Origin of the sequence: Mycolicibacterium neoaurum ATCC 25795, assembly GCF_000691525.1 — a bacterium.
In the GTDB taxonomy this organism is placed as follows: Bacteria; Actinomycetota; Actinomycetes; order Mycobacteriales; family Mycobacteriaceae; genus Mycobacterium; species Mycobacterium neoaurum.
Window position 1 is genome coordinate 1 of sequence record NZ_JMDW01000013.1, and the last position, 16082, is coordinate 16082.

Consider the following 16082-nt stretch of genomic DNA (forward strand, 5'->3'; position numbering starts at 1 on the left):
GAGGGCGCCACCGTCGGCATCACCGCCAACCAAGGCCTCTTCGGCCACGGCTCCTCGGTCATCATCGCCACCTAACGCCGATCCACCACCGCACCGGGCCGCGACACCGCTGCACGCACATTCGCGCGAAGATGGTGTCGTGAGCGAGAGCGTCGTCGTACGGGTCAAACCCGGCAGCCGCAAAGGCCCGCTCATCGAGACCGGCGACGACGGCGAGCTGACCGTCTACGTGCCCGAACGCGCGGTGGACGGAAAAGCCAACGAGGCCGTCATCAAACTGCTCGCCGCCCATCTGGGGGTGCCGCGCAGCCGGCTCGAGCTGGTGTCCGGGGCAACCGCGCGGGTCAAGCGATACCGCCTCTCCTGAGGCAAGCGTGCGTCAACTCCGCCGCGAACCCGGCGAGCCGGGCTGCAGACACGCACGCTCGCCGGGAAGTGGGGCAGCTAGGCCACGCCGAGGTAGGCGGCGCGGATGCTGTCGTCGTGTAGTAGGTCGCGGGCGATGCCCGTGCGGGTCACCTCGCCGGTCTCCAGGATGTACGCGCGGTCCGATCGGCTGAGTGCCTGCTGCGCGTTCTGCTCGACCAGCAGCACCGTCGTACCCTGACTGTTGATCTCGGAGATGATCTTGAAGATCTGAGATATCACCATGGGCGCCAACCCCATCGACGGCTCGTCGAGCAACAGCACCTTGGGCCGCGCCATCAGCGCCCGGCCGATGGCCAGCATCTGCTGTTCCCCACCGGAGAGCGTGCCACCGACCTGGCTGCGTCGTTCGGCCAACCGCGGGAACGTCGTCAGCACCCAGTCGAGCTTCTCGTCGTGTTCGGCCTTGGACTGGAATTTGCGCCCGTAGCAACCCATCTCGAGATTCTCGATGATGGTCATGCCCGGGAACACCCCGCGCCCTTCGGGGGCCTGGATGAGTCCGTCGGCAACCCGCTTGTGCGCCTTGACCTTGCTGACGTCCACACCGTCGAACCAGACCGATCCCGAGGTCAACGACAGCAGACCCGAGATGGCCCGCATCATGGTGGTCTTGCCCGCGCCGTTGGACCCCAGCAGGGTCACCAACTCGCCTTCGTGCACGGTCAGCGAGACACCGTTCAGCGCTCGGATCCGGCCGTAGTGCACGACGATATCGCGCACCTCGAGCAGGACCTTGCGGGTATCGATCTCATGCGAGTTCGTCATCGGGCACTCCCAGGTAAGCGGCGATGACCGCCGGATCCTCGCGGATCTCGGCGGGCAGGCCGTCGGCGATCTTGCGGCCGAACTCCAGCACCACGATGCGGTCGGTCACCCCCATCACCAGCCGCATATCGTGTTCGATCAACAACACGGTGTACCCGTCGTCGCGGATCTTGCGGATCAGGTCGATCAGAGCCGACTTCTCGCTCGGGTTGAAGCCGGCCGCGGGCTCGTCGAGGCACAACAGCTTCGGTTCGGTGGCCAGTGCCCTGGCGATCTCGAGGCGACGCTGATCACCATAGGGCAGGTTCTTCGCCTTCTCCTCACCCCGATGGGCGATACCGACGAAATGCAGCAGCGCCGCCGACCGTTCGATGGCCGACTTCTCTTCCCGGCGATGCCGATTCGACCGGAACAGGGCACCGGGGACCGAGGTGTGGTGCCGCGCATCGGTGCCCACCATGACATTCTCCAGCGCCGTCATCTCACCGAAAAGCCGGATGTTCTGGAACGTGCGGGCGATGCCGAGGCGGGTGATCTGGTGGCGTTTGATCCGCCCGATCGGTGAGCCGTCGAAGGTCACCGATCCCGAACTGGGCCGGTATACCCCCGTGATGGCGTTGAAGCAGGTGGTCTTTCCCGCACCGTTGGGCCCGATGAGGCCCAGGATCTCACCGCGCCTGATGTTGAACGTCACGGCGTCCAGGGCGGTCAGGCCACCGAACTTGACCGTGAGGTCATTGGTCTGCAACAGGATGTCACCCTGATCCGCCTGGATCTCCCGGTGCACACCGGCGATCTCGGCGACGTTGTCCTCGAAGTTCTCCGGGCCGCTCATTTGGCCGGCTCCGTGTCGGTCGGGTTGGCCCGTAACAATTTTCGTGCCGCCTTCCCATACGTCAGCAGGTGTTGGCGGGCCGGGAACAGACCCTGGGGGCGGAAGATCATCAGCACCACCAGCGCCAGCCCGAAGAACAGGTACTTGAGGTTGCCCATGTCGATGCCGAGGAAGTGCACGCCGAGCAGTCGGTTCGGCAGGTAGACGATGATGAACGCGCCGAGGATGACACCGAGTTTGTTGCCCTGCCCGCCGAGCACGACGGCGCACAGGAACAGCATCGAGTTGATGATGTTGAAGGTGGGCGGTGCGACGTATTGAACCTGGCCCGCGTAGAGCGCGCCGGACAGTCCTCCGATGGCCGCGCCGATGGTGAACGCCCAGAGCTTGAACTTGAACGCGTTGACGCCCATCACCTCGGCGGCGTCCTCGTCTTCGCGGACCGCGATCCAGGCGCGGCCGACGCGGCTGCGCTCCAGGTTCCCGACGAGCAGCAAGATGATGACGACGAGCACCAGGCCCAACCAGAACCACCAGGTTCCGTAGTTGGTGTCGCCGCCGGAGTTGGACACCGAGAACACGCCCTCGGGGTGCTCTTCGGTTTCCAGGAAGTGTGGGAAGGCAACCTCGTTGAGCCCGCGCGGCCCGTTGGTGATGTCGGCGAGGTTGTCGGCGAGCAGCCGGATGATCTCACCGAACCCGAGGGTGACGATGGCCAGGTAGTCGCCGCGCAGGCGCAGCGTCGGGGTACCGAGGATCAGGCCACTGAGCGCGGTGATCGCCATGGCGATGGGCAGGCAGGACACCCAGGCCCACGGCGTGCTGAAGAAGCCCGACGCGCTCATCTGGTTCCACGGGCTCTCCGGGCTGGTCAGCAGCGCCACCGTGTAGGCGCCCACGGCGTAGAAGCCGACGTAGCCCAGGTCCAGCAGTCCCGCCTGACCGACCACCACGTTGAGCCCGATGGCGATGATGGCGATCATGGCGAACTGCGCCATCGTGCCGCCGAAGCTGATGCCGGGTGTGTCGATGAAACCCGGCGTGAAAAGCGGTGAGAGCGCCAATCCGGTGAACAGCACGATGCCGAACACCCATTTCTGCGGGCGGTTCAGACCGTCCCACCAGTCCATGACCTTCGCCCATACGCTCATACGCGTGCCTTTCCGAGGCTCTCACCCAGGATGCCGGTCGGTCTGACCAGCAACACCATCACGAGCAGGACGAAAGCCACCACGTCGCGCCACTGGGTGCCGAAGACGGCCTGCCCGTAGTTCTCCATCACCCCGAGCAGCAACCCGCCGAGCAACGCGCCGCGCAGATTGCCGATACCGCCGAGCACCGCCGCCGAGAAGGCCTTGATCCCGAGCAGGAATCCGCCGGAGTAGATGATGCCCTGGGGCACCTTCAACGTGTACAACAAGGCCGCGGCGCCGGCGAGCAGGCCGCCGATCAGGAAGGTCGTCATGATGACCCGCTCCCGTGAAACCCCCATCAGGGTGGCGGTATTGGGGTCCTGCGCGACGGCGCGCACCCCGCGTCCCAGCTTGGTGCGGTTCAGCGCCAGATCGGTGAGCAGCGCGAGCACCAGCGCCGAGCCGATGATGACGATGGTGGTGTTGGAGATCGCCACCCCGAAGATCTCGAACTGGGTTCTGGGCTGCACCAACACGATCGGCTGCTGGGCGTTGGGTCCGCCATAGCCGGGGATCAACGTCGGCAGGATGAACAACACGAATTGCTGCAGGACGAAGGACATGCCGATGGCGGTGATGAGGAAGGTCAGCGCACGGGCGTTGCGCTTGCGCAGCGGACGGTAGGCGATGAATTCCAACCCCACCGCCGCACCACCGGACACCAGCATGGCGAACAGCATGGCCACGGCCAGGTACAGGATGGTCAGCGCAATGCCCTTGTTGTAGGCATTACCGCTCGGGGTGAAGCCCAGGATGACGTCCAGGGCGAAGTACGCCCCGAACATCCCCAGCATGAAGATCTCGGAATGCGCGAAGTTGATCAGTCGCAGTACGCCGAAGACGAGCGTGTAGCCGACGGCCACCAGCGCATAGATCGCGCCCCACGACAGGCCGTCGATCGTCAACTGCCAGAAGCTGTCGACCAGCGCACCGACGTTGAAATTGATGTTGGCGGCCAGATTCATCCGGGACTGGGCTCCTCAGTGTGTCGTGGGCTCGGGATGGTCCGAGACGAACGAAGCGCGTCCGAGGGCAGGCGCTCCCGGACGCGCTTCGTGTCGACGATTACTGGACGTCGTACACCCAGATCAGCGTGGTGGTGAGCTCACCCACGGGCGTCCACTGGTACTCGCGGGCGACACCCTGACCCTTGTAGTTGCGCACGTAATCCAGCAGGGCCGGCCGGGTGATGGCACCCGAGTCGATGCCCTTGAGCATGATCGTGCCCAGGTCGTAGCCCTCGGTGCTGTACGTACCGGGTTCCTGCCCGAACTTGTCGGTGTACTCCTGGGCGAAGCTGCCGGTGGCCGGACCGCACGGGCAGGCCAGCAGCGCGCCCTTGGAGGACTCGCCTGCCTGCTTGACGAATTCGTTGTCCTTGCTGCCGTCGGCGCTGACGAAGGTGCCGCCGAAGCCGCTGTCGCGCAGCTGCTGCACCAGCGGCGCGGCCTCCGCGTAGTACCCACCGAAGAACACCGAATCCGGTGCCGCACCGTTGATCTGGGTCACTGCGGCGGAGAAGTCCTTATCGCCCTTCTTGACCGAGATGTTGCAGGCCGAATCGGCGACCGGGCCGAGCGTGTCACGCACCGCGGTGGCCAGGCCCAGACCGTAGTCGGTGCTGTCGTCGACGACGCAGACCTTCTTGTGGCCCAGCGTGTTCTTGAGGTAGTTGGCCACCGAGGGGCCCTGCACACCGTCGTTGGCGAGGCCGCGGAAGAAGGTCTTCCAGCCGTTCTCCGAGAGCGTGACGTTGGTGGCCGATGCGGTGACCGCGGCCAGGCCGGCCTGGTCGAAGACGCCGCCGGTGGCCTTGGTCTCCCCGGAGAAGGCGGGGCCGATCAGACCGATCGTGTACTGGTCCTCGATGATGCGAGGGGCGATGTTGGACGCCTTCTGCGGATCGCCCTCGGTATCGAAGGTCTTCAGCTGGACCTGGCAACCCGGGTTGGCGGCGTTGTGCTTGTCGACGGCGAGTTGGACGCCGTTGCGGATGTTGATGCCCAGCGCGGCGTCCGGACCGTTGAGCGCACCGGCCATCGCGATCGACACCGGCGGGCAGGTCGCCTTGCCATCTCCTGCGGGATCGGCAGGGGTCGCCCCGGCTGCGGCCGCGACTTCACCGCCGTTCTCGTCGATCTGGACTTTCTCGACGATCTTCAGATTCGTCTGAGCCGCCTCCTCTTCGGGTGTGCTCTGACTGCAGCCGGCAATAGCCAGCGCCATCAGACCCGCCCCGCCGAGCGCAAATGCCTTGCGTGCCACGTGACCGCGCACGTCTCACCTCCGGTTCCCTGTTCTCCGTCAGGCATCTTCGGACCGGCCGGAACGGCCGGATCTGGCGATGCTTCGCCGACGACCTTATCCACTACAACGCCGTATCGCGTGCTGTTCGGCGACGTGTGGCGCGGATCGGCTCGGCGAGAAGCCCAAAGAGCGGGCTCGGAAACGCAGTCTTAACCGATGGTGTCGCGCGGGGGCATCACTTCTGCGGCTCGGCGGCATCCTCGCCGGGGGCGTCCAGCGTCTCCAGCACCACCTCGGCCACCCGCTTCATCGTGGTGCGCCGATCCATGGCGGCCCGCTGGATCCACTTGAACGCCTCGGGCTCGGTCATCCCCTGGTTGGCCTGCAACAGCCCTTTGGCTCGTTCGACGAGCTTGCGTGTCTCCAGCCGCTCCGAGAGGGTCGCCACCTCGTTCTCCAGCGCCGAGATCTCGCTGAACCGGCTGACGGCCAGTTCGATCGCCGGGATCAGGTCGGTGATGGAGAAGGGCTTGACCAGATAGGCCATCGCCCCCGCGTCCCGGGCTCGTTCGACGAGCTCGCGCTGGGAGAAGGCCGTCAGGATGACGATCGGGGCAATGCGTTTGGCGGCGATCTCGGAGGCGGCGTCGATACCGTCGCGGCGCGGCATCTTCACATCCATGATCACCAGATCCGGAGTCAGGCTCTCGGCGAGGTCGACGGCCTCCTGACCGTCACCGGCCTGGCCCACCACCTCATACCCTTCGTCACGCAGCATCTCGGCGAGGTCCATCCGGATCAACGCTTCGTCTTCGGCGATCAGCACGCGTCGCGCGGCGGAGGCTTCGGTCATGGATGCCATCATGGCTGACATTGTGTCGCGATTGCCGACATCGGGCGACCGCGGGGTTAACAAGGCCCAGCCGGTCCCTGCGGTCAAGGCACCCGCACGCATCCCTTAAGGTGGAAGACCGCAGGAACGCTCGCCCTCGTATCCCAACTGGCAGAGGAAACGGATTCAAAACCCGTGCAGTGTGAGTTCGAATCTCACCGAGGGCACCAGTAACACCGTCAGGACCACCATATGAACCCCCACTCGTCCCCGGCGGATCGATGAACACACTGGTCTACGCGACGGACTGGGACTCCGCCGCCCTGTGGACGCGCAACGCAGGCGATCTGATCGGAACCGCGGCGTTCGCCATATCGGGAGCATTGCTCGCGATCCGCCGCGATTTCGATATCGTCGGCGCGCTCACCCTGGCCGCCATGACGGCCTGCGGCGGCGGGGTGATCCGCGATCTCATCATCGGCAAGACGCCGCCCACCGCGTTCGTGGATCTGCGCTATCTGGCTGTCGCCGTCCTGAGCGCGCTGGTGGTCTTCGTGTGGTCGCCGCCGGCGCGGCTGTTGGGTCGCCCCCTCGACCTTGCCGACGCGCTGGGGCTCGGCGCGTTCTGCGTGACCGGTACGGTCACCGCGGCCAACCACGGCCTCGGGCCGGCATCCTCGGCGCTGCTCGGTGTCGTCACGGCCGTCGGCGGTGGGGTGATTCGCGATGTGCTCGCCGGTCGGACCCCCAGCATCCTGCGCCCGGATCAGGAGATCTACGCGATACCAGCGCTTTTCGGCGCGGCCATCACGGCCGTGCTCATCGAGTATGGGTATTTCCATGCGCTCACCGGTGGCGCTGTCGCGGCGTCGGTGTTCCTGTTCCGGGCGCTCGCTCTGCATTTCCGTTGGCGGGCCCCGCAGGCGCGTGGGCGCGAACGCGGCTGATACCGGCCGGCCCCGAACGCGAAGATGCCGCTGCAGGCGACCAAACCCTGCAGCGGCATTCCCCTCGCCTATCGAGAGTCGCTACTCGCTGTCCCCGGAAGACGTTGAGGCCGAGACACTCTCGCGCGGACGCTCGCTCGCCTCGGTGCTGGTACGCACCTCGGTACCCGGCTCGCTACGCGGCCCCTTCGGGCTCCGGACGCTGATCTCGTCGCGGGCCTTCAGGTTCGGGCGGACCGCATCGGTGTCGTCGGGCCGCACCGAGAACTTGGCGTCCCGGCTGCCGTCGGACTCGTCATCGGCCTTGAGATCGGACTTGAGATTGCTCTCCTGCCCCTTGGTCTCCTTCTCGGATTCCTTCACCGACGTCGTGGTGTCCTCCTCGGCAGCCTTCGGGGTGGCGGTCTCGTCGACCACGACCTCGTCGACCGGAACCTCCTTCACCGGAACCTCGACGACCGGGGTCTCCACGACCGGGGTCTCCTCCACCGGCACCTCGGCAACGGGGGTCTCCGCCACCGGAGCCTCGGCGACCGGAGTCTCCTCGACCGGGGCCTCGGCCACCGGGGCCTCGACCTGCTCGGAAGCCGGCGTCGATTCGGTCACCGCACCCGCCTGCACACCGTGCTCGGACACGGCCGGCGTCGCTGCTTCGGTTCCGGCCTTGTCGGTTTCGGCCGGCGCGTCGGACTCCTCGACCGCGGCCATCCGCATCGCCGATGCCGGCTCAGCGGCAGCGGTGGGGCGGATGCCGAAGATGCTGTTGAAGAAGTTCGACACCATCGCGCCGATGGAGCTGAACAGTCCACCGAAGTTGAAGAAGCTGGTGAACGCCTGCTGGATGGCCTGCAGGAACGCCGCGATCGGGTTGAACGGCTCAGCGCCTGCTCCGGGGCCCGGATTGGTTCCCGGTCCCGGGTTGTTCGGGTTGCCCAGGTACTCGATGAGCTCCTTGATGACCTGACCGACGGGCTTCATGGTGCCGTCCGGACGGAAGATGCCCAGGTTGGCCTCGTCGTTGTCGCTCGGCGGGTTCAGCCAGTCCTTGATGGTGTACAGGAACATCGGACCCGCGCCCTGCATGGTCTGCCAGAACTCGATGATGTCGCGGACGAAGGCGGCCTGGGTGGCCTCGTCGACCCGGTTGGTGGGGATGCCGTATTCGGTGATCCAGATCTTGATCTGCTCCTCACCCGCCTGCAGGTGCGAATCCATCAGCTCGCGGATCTTGTTGAGCTGGTAGAGCGGCATGCCCTCTTTCCACGCCAGGTCCTCGCCGACCGAGAACTTCCATTCGAAGTTGTACGGGTGGAATGACAGCGCATCGAAGAAACCGTGCGCGCCGGCGTCGTACATGCCCTTGACGAAGTCGATCGGGTTCAGCGTCAGCCCGGGCCAGGTCTTACCTGCGCCGATGACACCGCCGATGACCGTGATGTCGGTGCCGACCTGAGCGGCCGCCTCCTTGAGAGCGGTGTAGGTCTTCTTCAGCATCGCGGTGTAGGCCGCGGGGTCCAGGGTGTTCCAGAACTGGATCGAGTTGGGCTCGTTCCACACCTCATAGGCCGAGATCTTGTCGCCGTAGCGCAGCGCGACGGACTTGGCGAAGGCGGCGAACTGGTCGAAGTTGGCCGGCTCGCCGTTGAGCGGTGTGGTGGACGACGCCCACATCGGGGTCGAGTTCAGCACGCCCAGGATGCCCATGCCGCGGGCCGCGGCGGCGTTGACCACCTTGTCGAGCTGGTCCCAGCGCGGGGCGCCGAGGCCGAACGGGGTGTCGGGGTGCAGGGGCTGCACACCGGCCCACGGAACCATGATCCGGACGTTGGTCACCCCGAGCGACTGCATCATGTCCAGGCGCTCGTTGATCTCCTCGATGCTCGCCGACATGTAGATCTCGGAATCGGCGATGCCAATGGTCGAAGGAGACTCCTCGATGGCGGCCACGGGCGCCACGTCATACGACTTGTGTTTGCTCGCTGGCAAGACAAAGTAGCTCGACGTTGCCGCGAATAGCGACGCCGCTATCAGGGCGATAACTCCTCTGAGGGCAACTCTGTGGACAGCCCTGGGCATCTTGACCCACATGGCGACTCCCGTTCTCGGACCTGGTAGTTCGGCGTTGCCTACGCACTGAGCAAGAAATTAACCCACCCGACAGCAAATTGCCAAATAAGTAAAAAAGTCGCTCTGAAGTGCAGATTGTTAATCCGAATTCGCCATTTCTAGCAAACTTATGACAGCTTCTGCAGAATTTCAATTCGCCTCTCCGGCGCAAAAGATGGCAAAGAAATCGCGTTTCAAGATCGCATTCGAGTTGCAACCAACCTGTGACCCGAGTCACAGTAGTTTGCCCACGTCCGTTAGCTTTTCGTGACGCAGGAGTGATTCGATCTTGATGCGCTCGGCGTGTCAGCGAATATTGACGACGATGTCAGCTAATATGCCGCACTGTCCCCCGATTGGGGGACATGCACCCGAGCCACAGATTTGGACAAGGTTTGCCAGGCGCGGTCGCAGATCCGTCGAAACAGGGGCTCGGAGCCCGTGCGCGGGGAGTACGCTCCGAACGTGGCAGCGAGGGTGCCCGGCCGGTGCCTCCCCGACCTTCCGGACGGAAGCCGGCACTACGAAGATGCGGCCAGTCGGCGACTGGCAACCCTGACGGTCAGCACGCGGATTGCGGCCGCGATCGTCGGGATCTACGGCTTTGCCGAGTTGATCCTGGTACCCGAAGTACCGCATATCGGCCTGGTCAACCTGGTGAGCGCTGCGCTTTTCCTGGCCATTCCGCTGTTGTACCGCTGCGGCTCACTGGCGGCGCTGGCGGCTTTCGTCATCGTCGCCTATGCCAGCACCGCATATATGTGCAGCCAACTCGGCACCGATACCGGTCTGCAGTTCTATTTCTTCGTCGGCGCAGCGCTGATCATCCTGATGATCGGCACCGATCACCTCGTGATCGCCTCGGCACTGGCCGCGTCGGGGCCGATCCTTGCGATCGCACTGGAGTGGCTGGTGCCGGGTAACACCGGGGTCTTCTCCGAGGGCGCGATGCGTGCCAACTTCGTCCTCACCGCGTGCACAGCAAGCCTGATGGTGATCGTCGTCGTGGCGTCGGCGATGCGTCGGATCGACCGTGCCGAAAGTGCGCTGCAGGCCGAATTCGACAAATCCGAGGCGCTGCTCGCCAACATCCTCCCTGCCACCATCGCCGACCGCCTCAAGGACCGGCGCGACGCGATGATCGCCGACGGGTTCGCCGACGCATCCATCCTGTTCGCCGACATCGCCGGATACACCCAGCGCGCCAGCGACACCGACCCCGCCGACCTGGTGTTGTTCCTCAACCGCCTGTACACCGATTTCGACGCTCTGGTCGACCGGCACGGTCTGGAGAAGATCAAGACCAGCGGTGACTCGTACATGGTCGTCGCCGGTGTACCGACCCCCCGGACGGATCACCTGGAGTCGCTGGCGTGCCTGGCGCTGGACATGGCCCATGCGGTCGACGGGCTGCGCGACGCGCGGGGCCGCGAGGTGCCGCTGCGCATCGGGATCGCCGCCGGCCCGGTGGTCGCCGGGGTGGTGGGCTCACGCAAGTTCTTCTACGACGTCTGGGGCGATGCGGTCAACGTGGCCTCCCGGATGGAGAGCACCGACGAGGAGGGCCGCATCCAGGTGCCCCAGGACGTCTATGAGCGCATCAACGGCTCATATCTGTTCGAAGAGCGCGGCGAGGTCGCCGTGAAGGGCAAGGGCTGGATGCACACTTGGTACCTGGTGGGCCGGCGACCGGCGGAACATCTCGCCGGGCCCGGCCCCGCCGCGCTCTCCGGTGGCCCTACACCTTGTGATTCTCCGATCGGATGAGCCAGGCCAGTTTCTCCAAGCCGTCGATCAGCTGATGCAGGATGTCCGCGGTGGTCGGGTCCTCGGCATCGACACCGTCGTGTACACCACGCATCGTGTCGACGGTCGCGTAGATGCGCGTGCCGATCAGGTCGACCACCTCGGTGGTGTTGCGTTCATAGGGCGGAAAAGCGGGCAGCGTGGTGGTGGCCGCCACGGTGTCCGAGCGGCCGTCGGCGACCCCGTAGAGCGTCCGCATGCGTTCGGCGACGGTGTCGCTGCCCTCGCGGGCGAAATCGACCAACTCGTCGAGCTGTAGGTGCAGATCCCGGAAGTTGGTACCGACCACATTCCAGTGCGCCTGCTTGCCCTGCAGATGCAGCTCGATCATGTCGACCAGAACTTGTTGCAGGCTGGCCTGCAGTTCGGGTGAGGCCTGGAAGCCCTGGATATCACTTTCGGTGCGCCGTGTTGTCGTCATATCAGAGCCAACACAGAGTTTTCTGGAATCATTCCAGAATTTGTGGTCCATCGGCGCGCTGCTGATCCTGCTGGGACAGCAGTCGCGCATATCCCGCGCCCATACCGAGCAGCACCAGGCCGGTGACGATGAACACCGCGACCCGGAAGATGCCGTCGAGGGTGCCCAGATCGAACAGGAACAGCTTGGCCATGGCCGCAGCCACCAACGCCATACCGCCACCGAGGGGCACCGAACGGTCCGCCCGGTCCAGGCGCACGGCGTACCAGAGCAGACCGGCTGCCAGCACGATCCAGCAGATGGTCGCCGCCATGTGCCCGGCCAGAAATCCACCATCCGTTCCACCGAGCAGCACACCGGCGGTCACGGTGAACACGGTCACCGCGTAGGCACTGAGCACGGCCGCCCCGGCCAACAGCAGCCGTCCGGTGTCGGCGTCGCGGTGGCGTCGCGTCAGAGACCACGTCTGCGCCGCGCCGTAGAGCACCACCAGCAGGCTGGAGATCAGCACCGACACCGCCTCGGCGCCGGACCGCTCGGTCGCCCTCGTGATCGTGTCCGGGCCCGCCAGGTCGAGGTAGTAGAGGCCCCCGACGGCGCCGAAGACCAGTGCGGCGATCTGCGCACCGGTGTTGTGCCGCCCGGCCACGGCCACCACCACCGCCAGCGCCAGCAGCAGCGGTCCTGCGGCGCGGCCGTCGAAAGCCACCGCGACGGCGACCAGGGCGGCGACCACCGACAGCGCCGACCACACGTGGCGGGCGGATCCGGCCATGCCGGGAATGCGATCACCGAGCAGCACGACCGCCAACAGGGAGAGCGACAGCGCCGCGATCATCAACGCTGCGATGCGACCGTCCACCGTCACCGACACCAGCAGCAGCGGTGCTGCGCCGATCGTCGACACCACCGTCATCAAGGTGCGATGGGTGCTGTGCGACAACAGGATCAGCGCCGATCCGATGGCCGACACCGCAGCGATCGCCGCCCCGCCTGCCAGCCAGGGACGGTCGTCGGAGCCGAACGCCGCACCGACCAACGCCAGGAACACCGGCCCGCTGCCCGCCGCCGTCCGGGCCACATACATCCAGGTCCAGTCGCGGCCGAGCTGCACCGGCAGCGTCGCCGCCGACAGCGCCAGCAGGAATCCGATCAGCAGCAGATCGATATCGCCGACCACCACCGGCGCCAGCACGGTCAGCGGGACCAGCACCAGCAGCGCGAGCTGCTCAGAGTCCCACCGCCGCGCCAGCACGAGCCCGCCGCCTGCGATCACGGCCGACAGCACCAGTCCGATGACCGGCGCCACCCACCCATAGATCGTGGTGACTGCCACCACGTCGATGTACGCGGTCGCAATACCCGTGGCGGCCAACGCGATGGCGCCGACCCGGCCTCCCGATCGGCTGTTGAGCCAGAATGCCCCGGCGACCAGACCGCCCGCCAGCACGGCCCCGGCGGCAACCCGCACCGGCGGGGCCAGCAGACCGGCCTGGGCGGCGAGCACCACCAGCAGCACGACACCGATGAGCGTCACCGCCACACCAGCCGCCGCGAGCACCTTCCCGATCCAGTTATGCGGACGCACGGGCGGTGCGTCGACGGTGGGCACGGGGGCGACCGGCGCCGGTACCGCGGGTGCGCTCGGCGCGGGATAGCCGGGGTGCGGCGGGACCGCCTGCGCGTACTGCGGATACTGGGCATAGTTCGGGTAACCCCAGCCGGCCTGCTGTGGGGCGGTGGGTGCGGACTGGCCGAGGGCGCCGGACAATTGCGTCAATTCGGCGGACGCCCGGGCCAGCTGGTGTGACATGGCCACGAACTCGGCGGACAGTCGGGTGAGGACCTGCTGCGGTTCGGTCATGTCAGACATCGTCACCCATGAACTCCCCGGCTGAGATGAGTAGGACTACTCGTTCACTCGTCGAGTCCGTGCTCGATCGCGTAGCGGGCCAGCTCGACGCGGTTGGCGACCTGCAGCTTGCGGAACGTCGCCTGCACGTGGTTCTCGACGGTCCGATGGCTCAGCGACAGTCGCTCGGCGATCTGTTTGGCCGTCAGCCCCTTCGCGACATGACGCAGGATCTCGGTCTCGCGGTCGGTGAGGCTGGGCACCGCGGGACCGGCCGTATCGCCGGCCGGTTCGGCGGCGATGCGCCGGTACTCGCCGAGCACCAGGCCGGCCAGCCCCGGAGTGAACACCGCGCGACCCGCGGCGGTGGCCCGAACCGCTTCGCCCAGTTCGGTTTTCGATGCGCTCTTGACCAGATACCCGGTGGCCCCGGCCTTCACCGCCTCCAGCACGTCGGCGCGTTCGTCGGAGGCCGACAACACCAGGATCCGCGAGGCCGGCGACACCGCGAGCACCTCCGCGCAGGCCTGGGCACCGGTCCCGTCGGCCAACCGCATGTCCATCACCACCACCTCGGGGTGCACCACCTCGGCCCGGCGCCGCGCCGAGGCAACCCCGTCGGCGGTCGCAACCACCTCGAAACCGTCATCGGCCAGATCGCGTGCCACCGCATCGCGCCAGATCGGGTGATCGTCGACCACCATCACCGTCGGCATCAGTGTCCTCCCTTGCCCGATCGGGGCACCGTCAGTTCCCACTCGGTACCGCCACTCGGCGGTGTGGTCAGATCCGCCCGGCCGCCGAGTGCGGCCATCCTGCCCTGAATGGACTTGCTCACCCCGACCCGCCCCTCCGCCACGGCGACCGCGAGCCGTCCTTCCGGGATGCCGGGCCCGTCATCGCGGATGCTGACCACCACCTCGGCTCCGAGATCCTCCAGCAGCACGAAGGCCCGCGCCTGCGGTCCGGCGTGCCGTTCCACATTGGTCAGCGCGTTGACCACCGCCGCCTCGACCTCGGCGGCCACCGCACTGTCCAGGTACACCGCCTCGGCAGGCACGCTCACCGACACCCGGTCGGCACTGTGCCTGCGCAAGAGCGCACCGAGATCACTCGTCGTAACCGGTGCCTGGACGGCAAGGGTGTCCTCGGTGCTGAGCAACCGGCGCAGCGCGCGCTCCTGCTCCCCCGCGGCTTCCGCCAGTTCGGCTGTCTCACCGCCGATTTCGCGACCACGTCGGGCCACCATGGCCAGCACCTGCATCACCCCGTCATGCACCTGCCTGGACAGTCGCTCCCGCTCGGCCAGCGCCGCACTGAGCCGCGTCGCCCGCTCCAACTCCGCATGTGCCCGGCGCGCGGTGGTCGCCGCCATCCCGACGGCCAACCCCACCGCCAACTCGATCAGGATGGTCGGGCTGCGCACCAGATCCACCGCGATCGCCCCTTTGAGCGCCGCGGCGGTGCCCATCACCGCCAGTCCCATCACCATGCCCGCGGCGGGCCCGGCCAGGATCGCCGCCGAGACCACCGCGTTGGTCGCCCACAGCGTGGTCGGCCAGGACTGGTTGTCGAGCACCCACTGCCCGGAGGCGACCATCAGGGTGGACCCCATGAACGCGATCACCACCGCAGCCTCGGCGATGACCCAGCCGCGGCGCCTGCCGAATCCGCCGAGATAGGCCGCACCGCACGCGATGGTCCACACCGTCAGTAGGCCGAACAGCACCCAGCTCAACCCCGGCCGGTCCAGTTCGTGGTACTTGGATACCTGGAAGTACAGCGCATAGCTCCAACTGAGCAGCCGGAACACCTGCGCGGCCCGCCACAGCGGGGCGACCGGGTCCGCCGTCGCCGCGATCATCGGGGCTACATCACCTTGGACAGGAAGGCCTTCGTGCGCTCGTGCTGCGGGTTGCTCATCACCTCGGTCGGCTTGCCGCGCTCGACCACCACACCGCCGTCCATGAAGACCAGCTCGTCGGCGACCTCCCGGGCGAAGCCCATCTCATGGGTCACCACCAGCATGGTCATCCCCTCGGCGGCGAGCTTCTTCATCACCGCGAGCACCTCACCGACCAGTTCGGGGTCCAGCGCCGAGGTGGGCTCGTCGAAGAGCATCAACTTGGGGCTCATGGCCAGCGCTCGGGCGATCGCGACCCGCTGCTGCTGGCCACCGGAGAGCTGCGCCGGATAGGCGCCGGCCTTGTCGGCCAGTCCGACCTGGTTGAGCAGATCCATCGCCCGCTCGGTCGCCTGCTTCTTGTTCTGCCCCTTGACCTGGGTGGGTGCCTCGACCACATTGCCCAGCGCGGTGCGGTGCGGGAACAGGTTGAAGTGCTGGAACACCATGCCGACGTCACGCCGCTGGCGGGCCACCTCGCGGGGTTTCATCTCGTGCAGCTTGCCCCCGCGCTCGTGATAACCGACGAGGGCACCGTCGACATAGAGCCGGCCGGCGCTGACGGTCTCCAAGTGATTGATGCAGCGCAGAAACGTCGACTTGCCGGAGCCCGACGGCCCGACGAGCACCAGCACCTGGCCCTTCTGCACTTCCAGGGTGATGCCCTTGAGCACCTTGAGAGCGCCGAAGTCCTTGCAGACGAGTTCGGCCTTGACCATGGGCTGTGCTGTTTCGTTCGCGGACGA

Annotated in this window: 15 protein-coding genes and 1 tRNA gene; 4 read left to right on the forward strand and 12 right to left on the reverse strand. The window is 66.5% G+C overall.

Going from position 1 to position 16082, the window contains the following annotated elements:
- Positions 1-139 precede the first annotated feature (139 nt).
- The gene (locus tag IC40_RS0119395) at positions 140-367 is read left to right on the forward strand and encodes a DUF167 domain-containing protein (protein ID WP_030136347.1); all 228 of its coding nucleotides are present in this window, start codon (positions 140-142) and stop codon (positions 365-367) included.
- Between the two features lie 77 nt (positions 368-444).
- Here IC40_RS0119395 and IC40_RS0119400 read toward each other — a convergent pair whose 3' ends face one another.
- The 6 genes from IC40_RS0119400 to IC40_RS0119425 form a co-directional block, all read right to left on the reverse strand.
- Positions 445-1194 (reverse strand): ABC transporter ATP-binding protein, encoded by a 750-nt coding sequence (locus IC40_RS0119400; RefSeq protein ID WP_030136348.1) that lies wholly within the window; start codon positions 1192-1194, stop codon positions 445-447.
- Positions 1178-2029, reverse strand: a complete 852-nt coding sequence (locus IC40_RS0119405) for an ABC transporter ATP-binding protein (protein WP_030136349.1) — start codon at positions 2027-2029, stop codon at positions 1178-1180. Before IC40_RS0119405 ends, IC40_RS0119400 begins: the two co-directional genes overlap by 17 nt.
- Complete coding sequence (locus IC40_RS0119410; RefSeq protein ID WP_030136350.1) at positions 2026-3180, reverse strand: branched-chain amino acid ABC transporter permease; 1155 nt, start codon at positions 3178-3180, stop codon at positions 2026-2028. Before IC40_RS0119410 ends, IC40_RS0119405 begins: the two co-directional genes overlap by 4 nt.
- Positions 3177-4187, reverse strand: a complete 1011-nt coding sequence (locus tag IC40_RS0119415) for a branched-chain amino acid ABC transporter permease (RefSeq protein WP_030136351.1) — start codon at positions 4185-4187, stop codon at positions 3177-3179. Before IC40_RS0119415 ends, IC40_RS0119410 begins: the two co-directional genes overlap by 4 nt.
- A gap of 100 nt (positions 4188-4287) precedes the next feature.
- Complete coding sequence (locus IC40_RS0119420) at positions 4288-5499, reverse strand: branched-chain amino acid ABC transporter substrate-binding protein (protein WP_030136352.1); 1212 nt, start codon at positions 5497-5499, stop codon at positions 4288-4290.
- 205 nt (positions 5500-5704) lie between these two features.
- Positions 5705-6334, reverse strand: a complete 630-nt coding sequence (locus IC40_RS0119425; RefSeq protein WP_192817325.1) for a two-component system response regulator PdtaR — start codon at positions 6332-6334, stop codon at positions 5705-5707.
- Between the two features lie 120 nt (positions 6335-6454).
- Between IC40_RS0119425 and IC40_RS0119430 the strand changes: the two genes are divergently transcribed.
- Together IC40_RS0119430 and IC40_RS0119435 are read left to right on the forward strand one after the other, a co-directional pair.
- Positions 6455-6531, forward strand: a tRNA-Leu gene (locus IC40_RS0119430).
- 51 nt (positions 6532-6582) lie between these two features.
- Entirely contained in the window at positions 6583-7248 is a 666-nt protein-coding gene (locus IC40_RS0119435) for a trimeric intracellular cation channel family protein (RefSeq protein WP_030136353.1), read from the forward strand.
- 81 nt (positions 7249-7329) lie between these two features.
- On the opposite strand, the gene IC40_RS26945 is transcribed toward IC40_RS0119435, so the two are convergent.
- Positions 7330-9204: a cellulase family glycosylhydrolase gene (locus IC40_RS26945; protein WP_051644391.1), complete on the reverse strand. Its 1875-nt coding sequence runs from the start codon at positions 9202-9204 to the stop codon at positions 7330-7332.
- 615 nt (positions 9205-9819) lie between these two features.
- On the opposite strand from IC40_RS26945, the gene IC40_RS0119445 reads away from it, so the two are divergent.
- Positions 9820-11121, forward strand: a complete 1302-nt coding sequence (locus IC40_RS0119445; protein ID WP_234411613.1) for an adenylate/guanylate cyclase domain-containing protein — start codon at positions 9820-9822, stop codon at positions 11119-11121.
- On the opposite strand, the gene IC40_RS0119450 is transcribed toward IC40_RS0119445, so the two are convergent.
- The 5 genes from IC40_RS0119450 to IC40_RS0119470 are packed head-to-tail and all read right to left on the reverse strand — an operon-like array spanning position 11093 to position 16055.
- A complete protein-coding gene (locus IC40_RS0119450; RefSeq protein ID WP_030136356.1) occupies positions 11093-11581 on the reverse strand; it encodes a Dps family protein in 489 nt (162 codons plus the stop codon). The two genes, IC40_RS0119445 and IC40_RS0119450, sit on opposite strands and share 29 nt — an antisense overlap.
- A gap of 28 nt (positions 11582-11609) precedes the next feature.
- Positions 11610-13445 (reverse strand): DUF2339 domain-containing protein, encoded by a 1836-nt coding sequence (locus IC40_RS0119455; RefSeq protein ID WP_030136357.1) that lies wholly within the window; start codon positions 13443-13445, stop codon positions 11610-11612.
- Positions 13446-13498: 53 nt separating this feature from the next.
- On the reverse strand, positions 13499-14149 hold the full coding sequence (locus IC40_RS0119460) for a response regulator (RefSeq protein WP_030136358.1): 651 nt from the start codon (positions 14147-14149) through the stop codon (positions 13499-13501).
- The gene (gene macS / locus IC40_RS0119465) at positions 14149-15297 is read right to left on the reverse strand and encodes a MacS family sensor histidine kinase (RefSeq protein WP_030136359.1); all 1149 of its coding nucleotides are present in this window, start codon (positions 15295-15297) and stop codon (positions 14149-14151) included. The genes IC40_RS0119460 and macS overlap by 1 nt, the downstream gene beginning before the upstream one ends.
- A 5-nt stretch (positions 15298-15302) precedes the next feature.
- A complete protein-coding gene (locus IC40_RS0119470; protein WP_030136360.1) occupies positions 15303-16055 on the reverse strand; it encodes an amino acid ABC transporter ATP-binding protein in 753 nt (250 codons plus the stop codon).
- Positions 16056-16082: the final 27 nt, after the last annotated feature.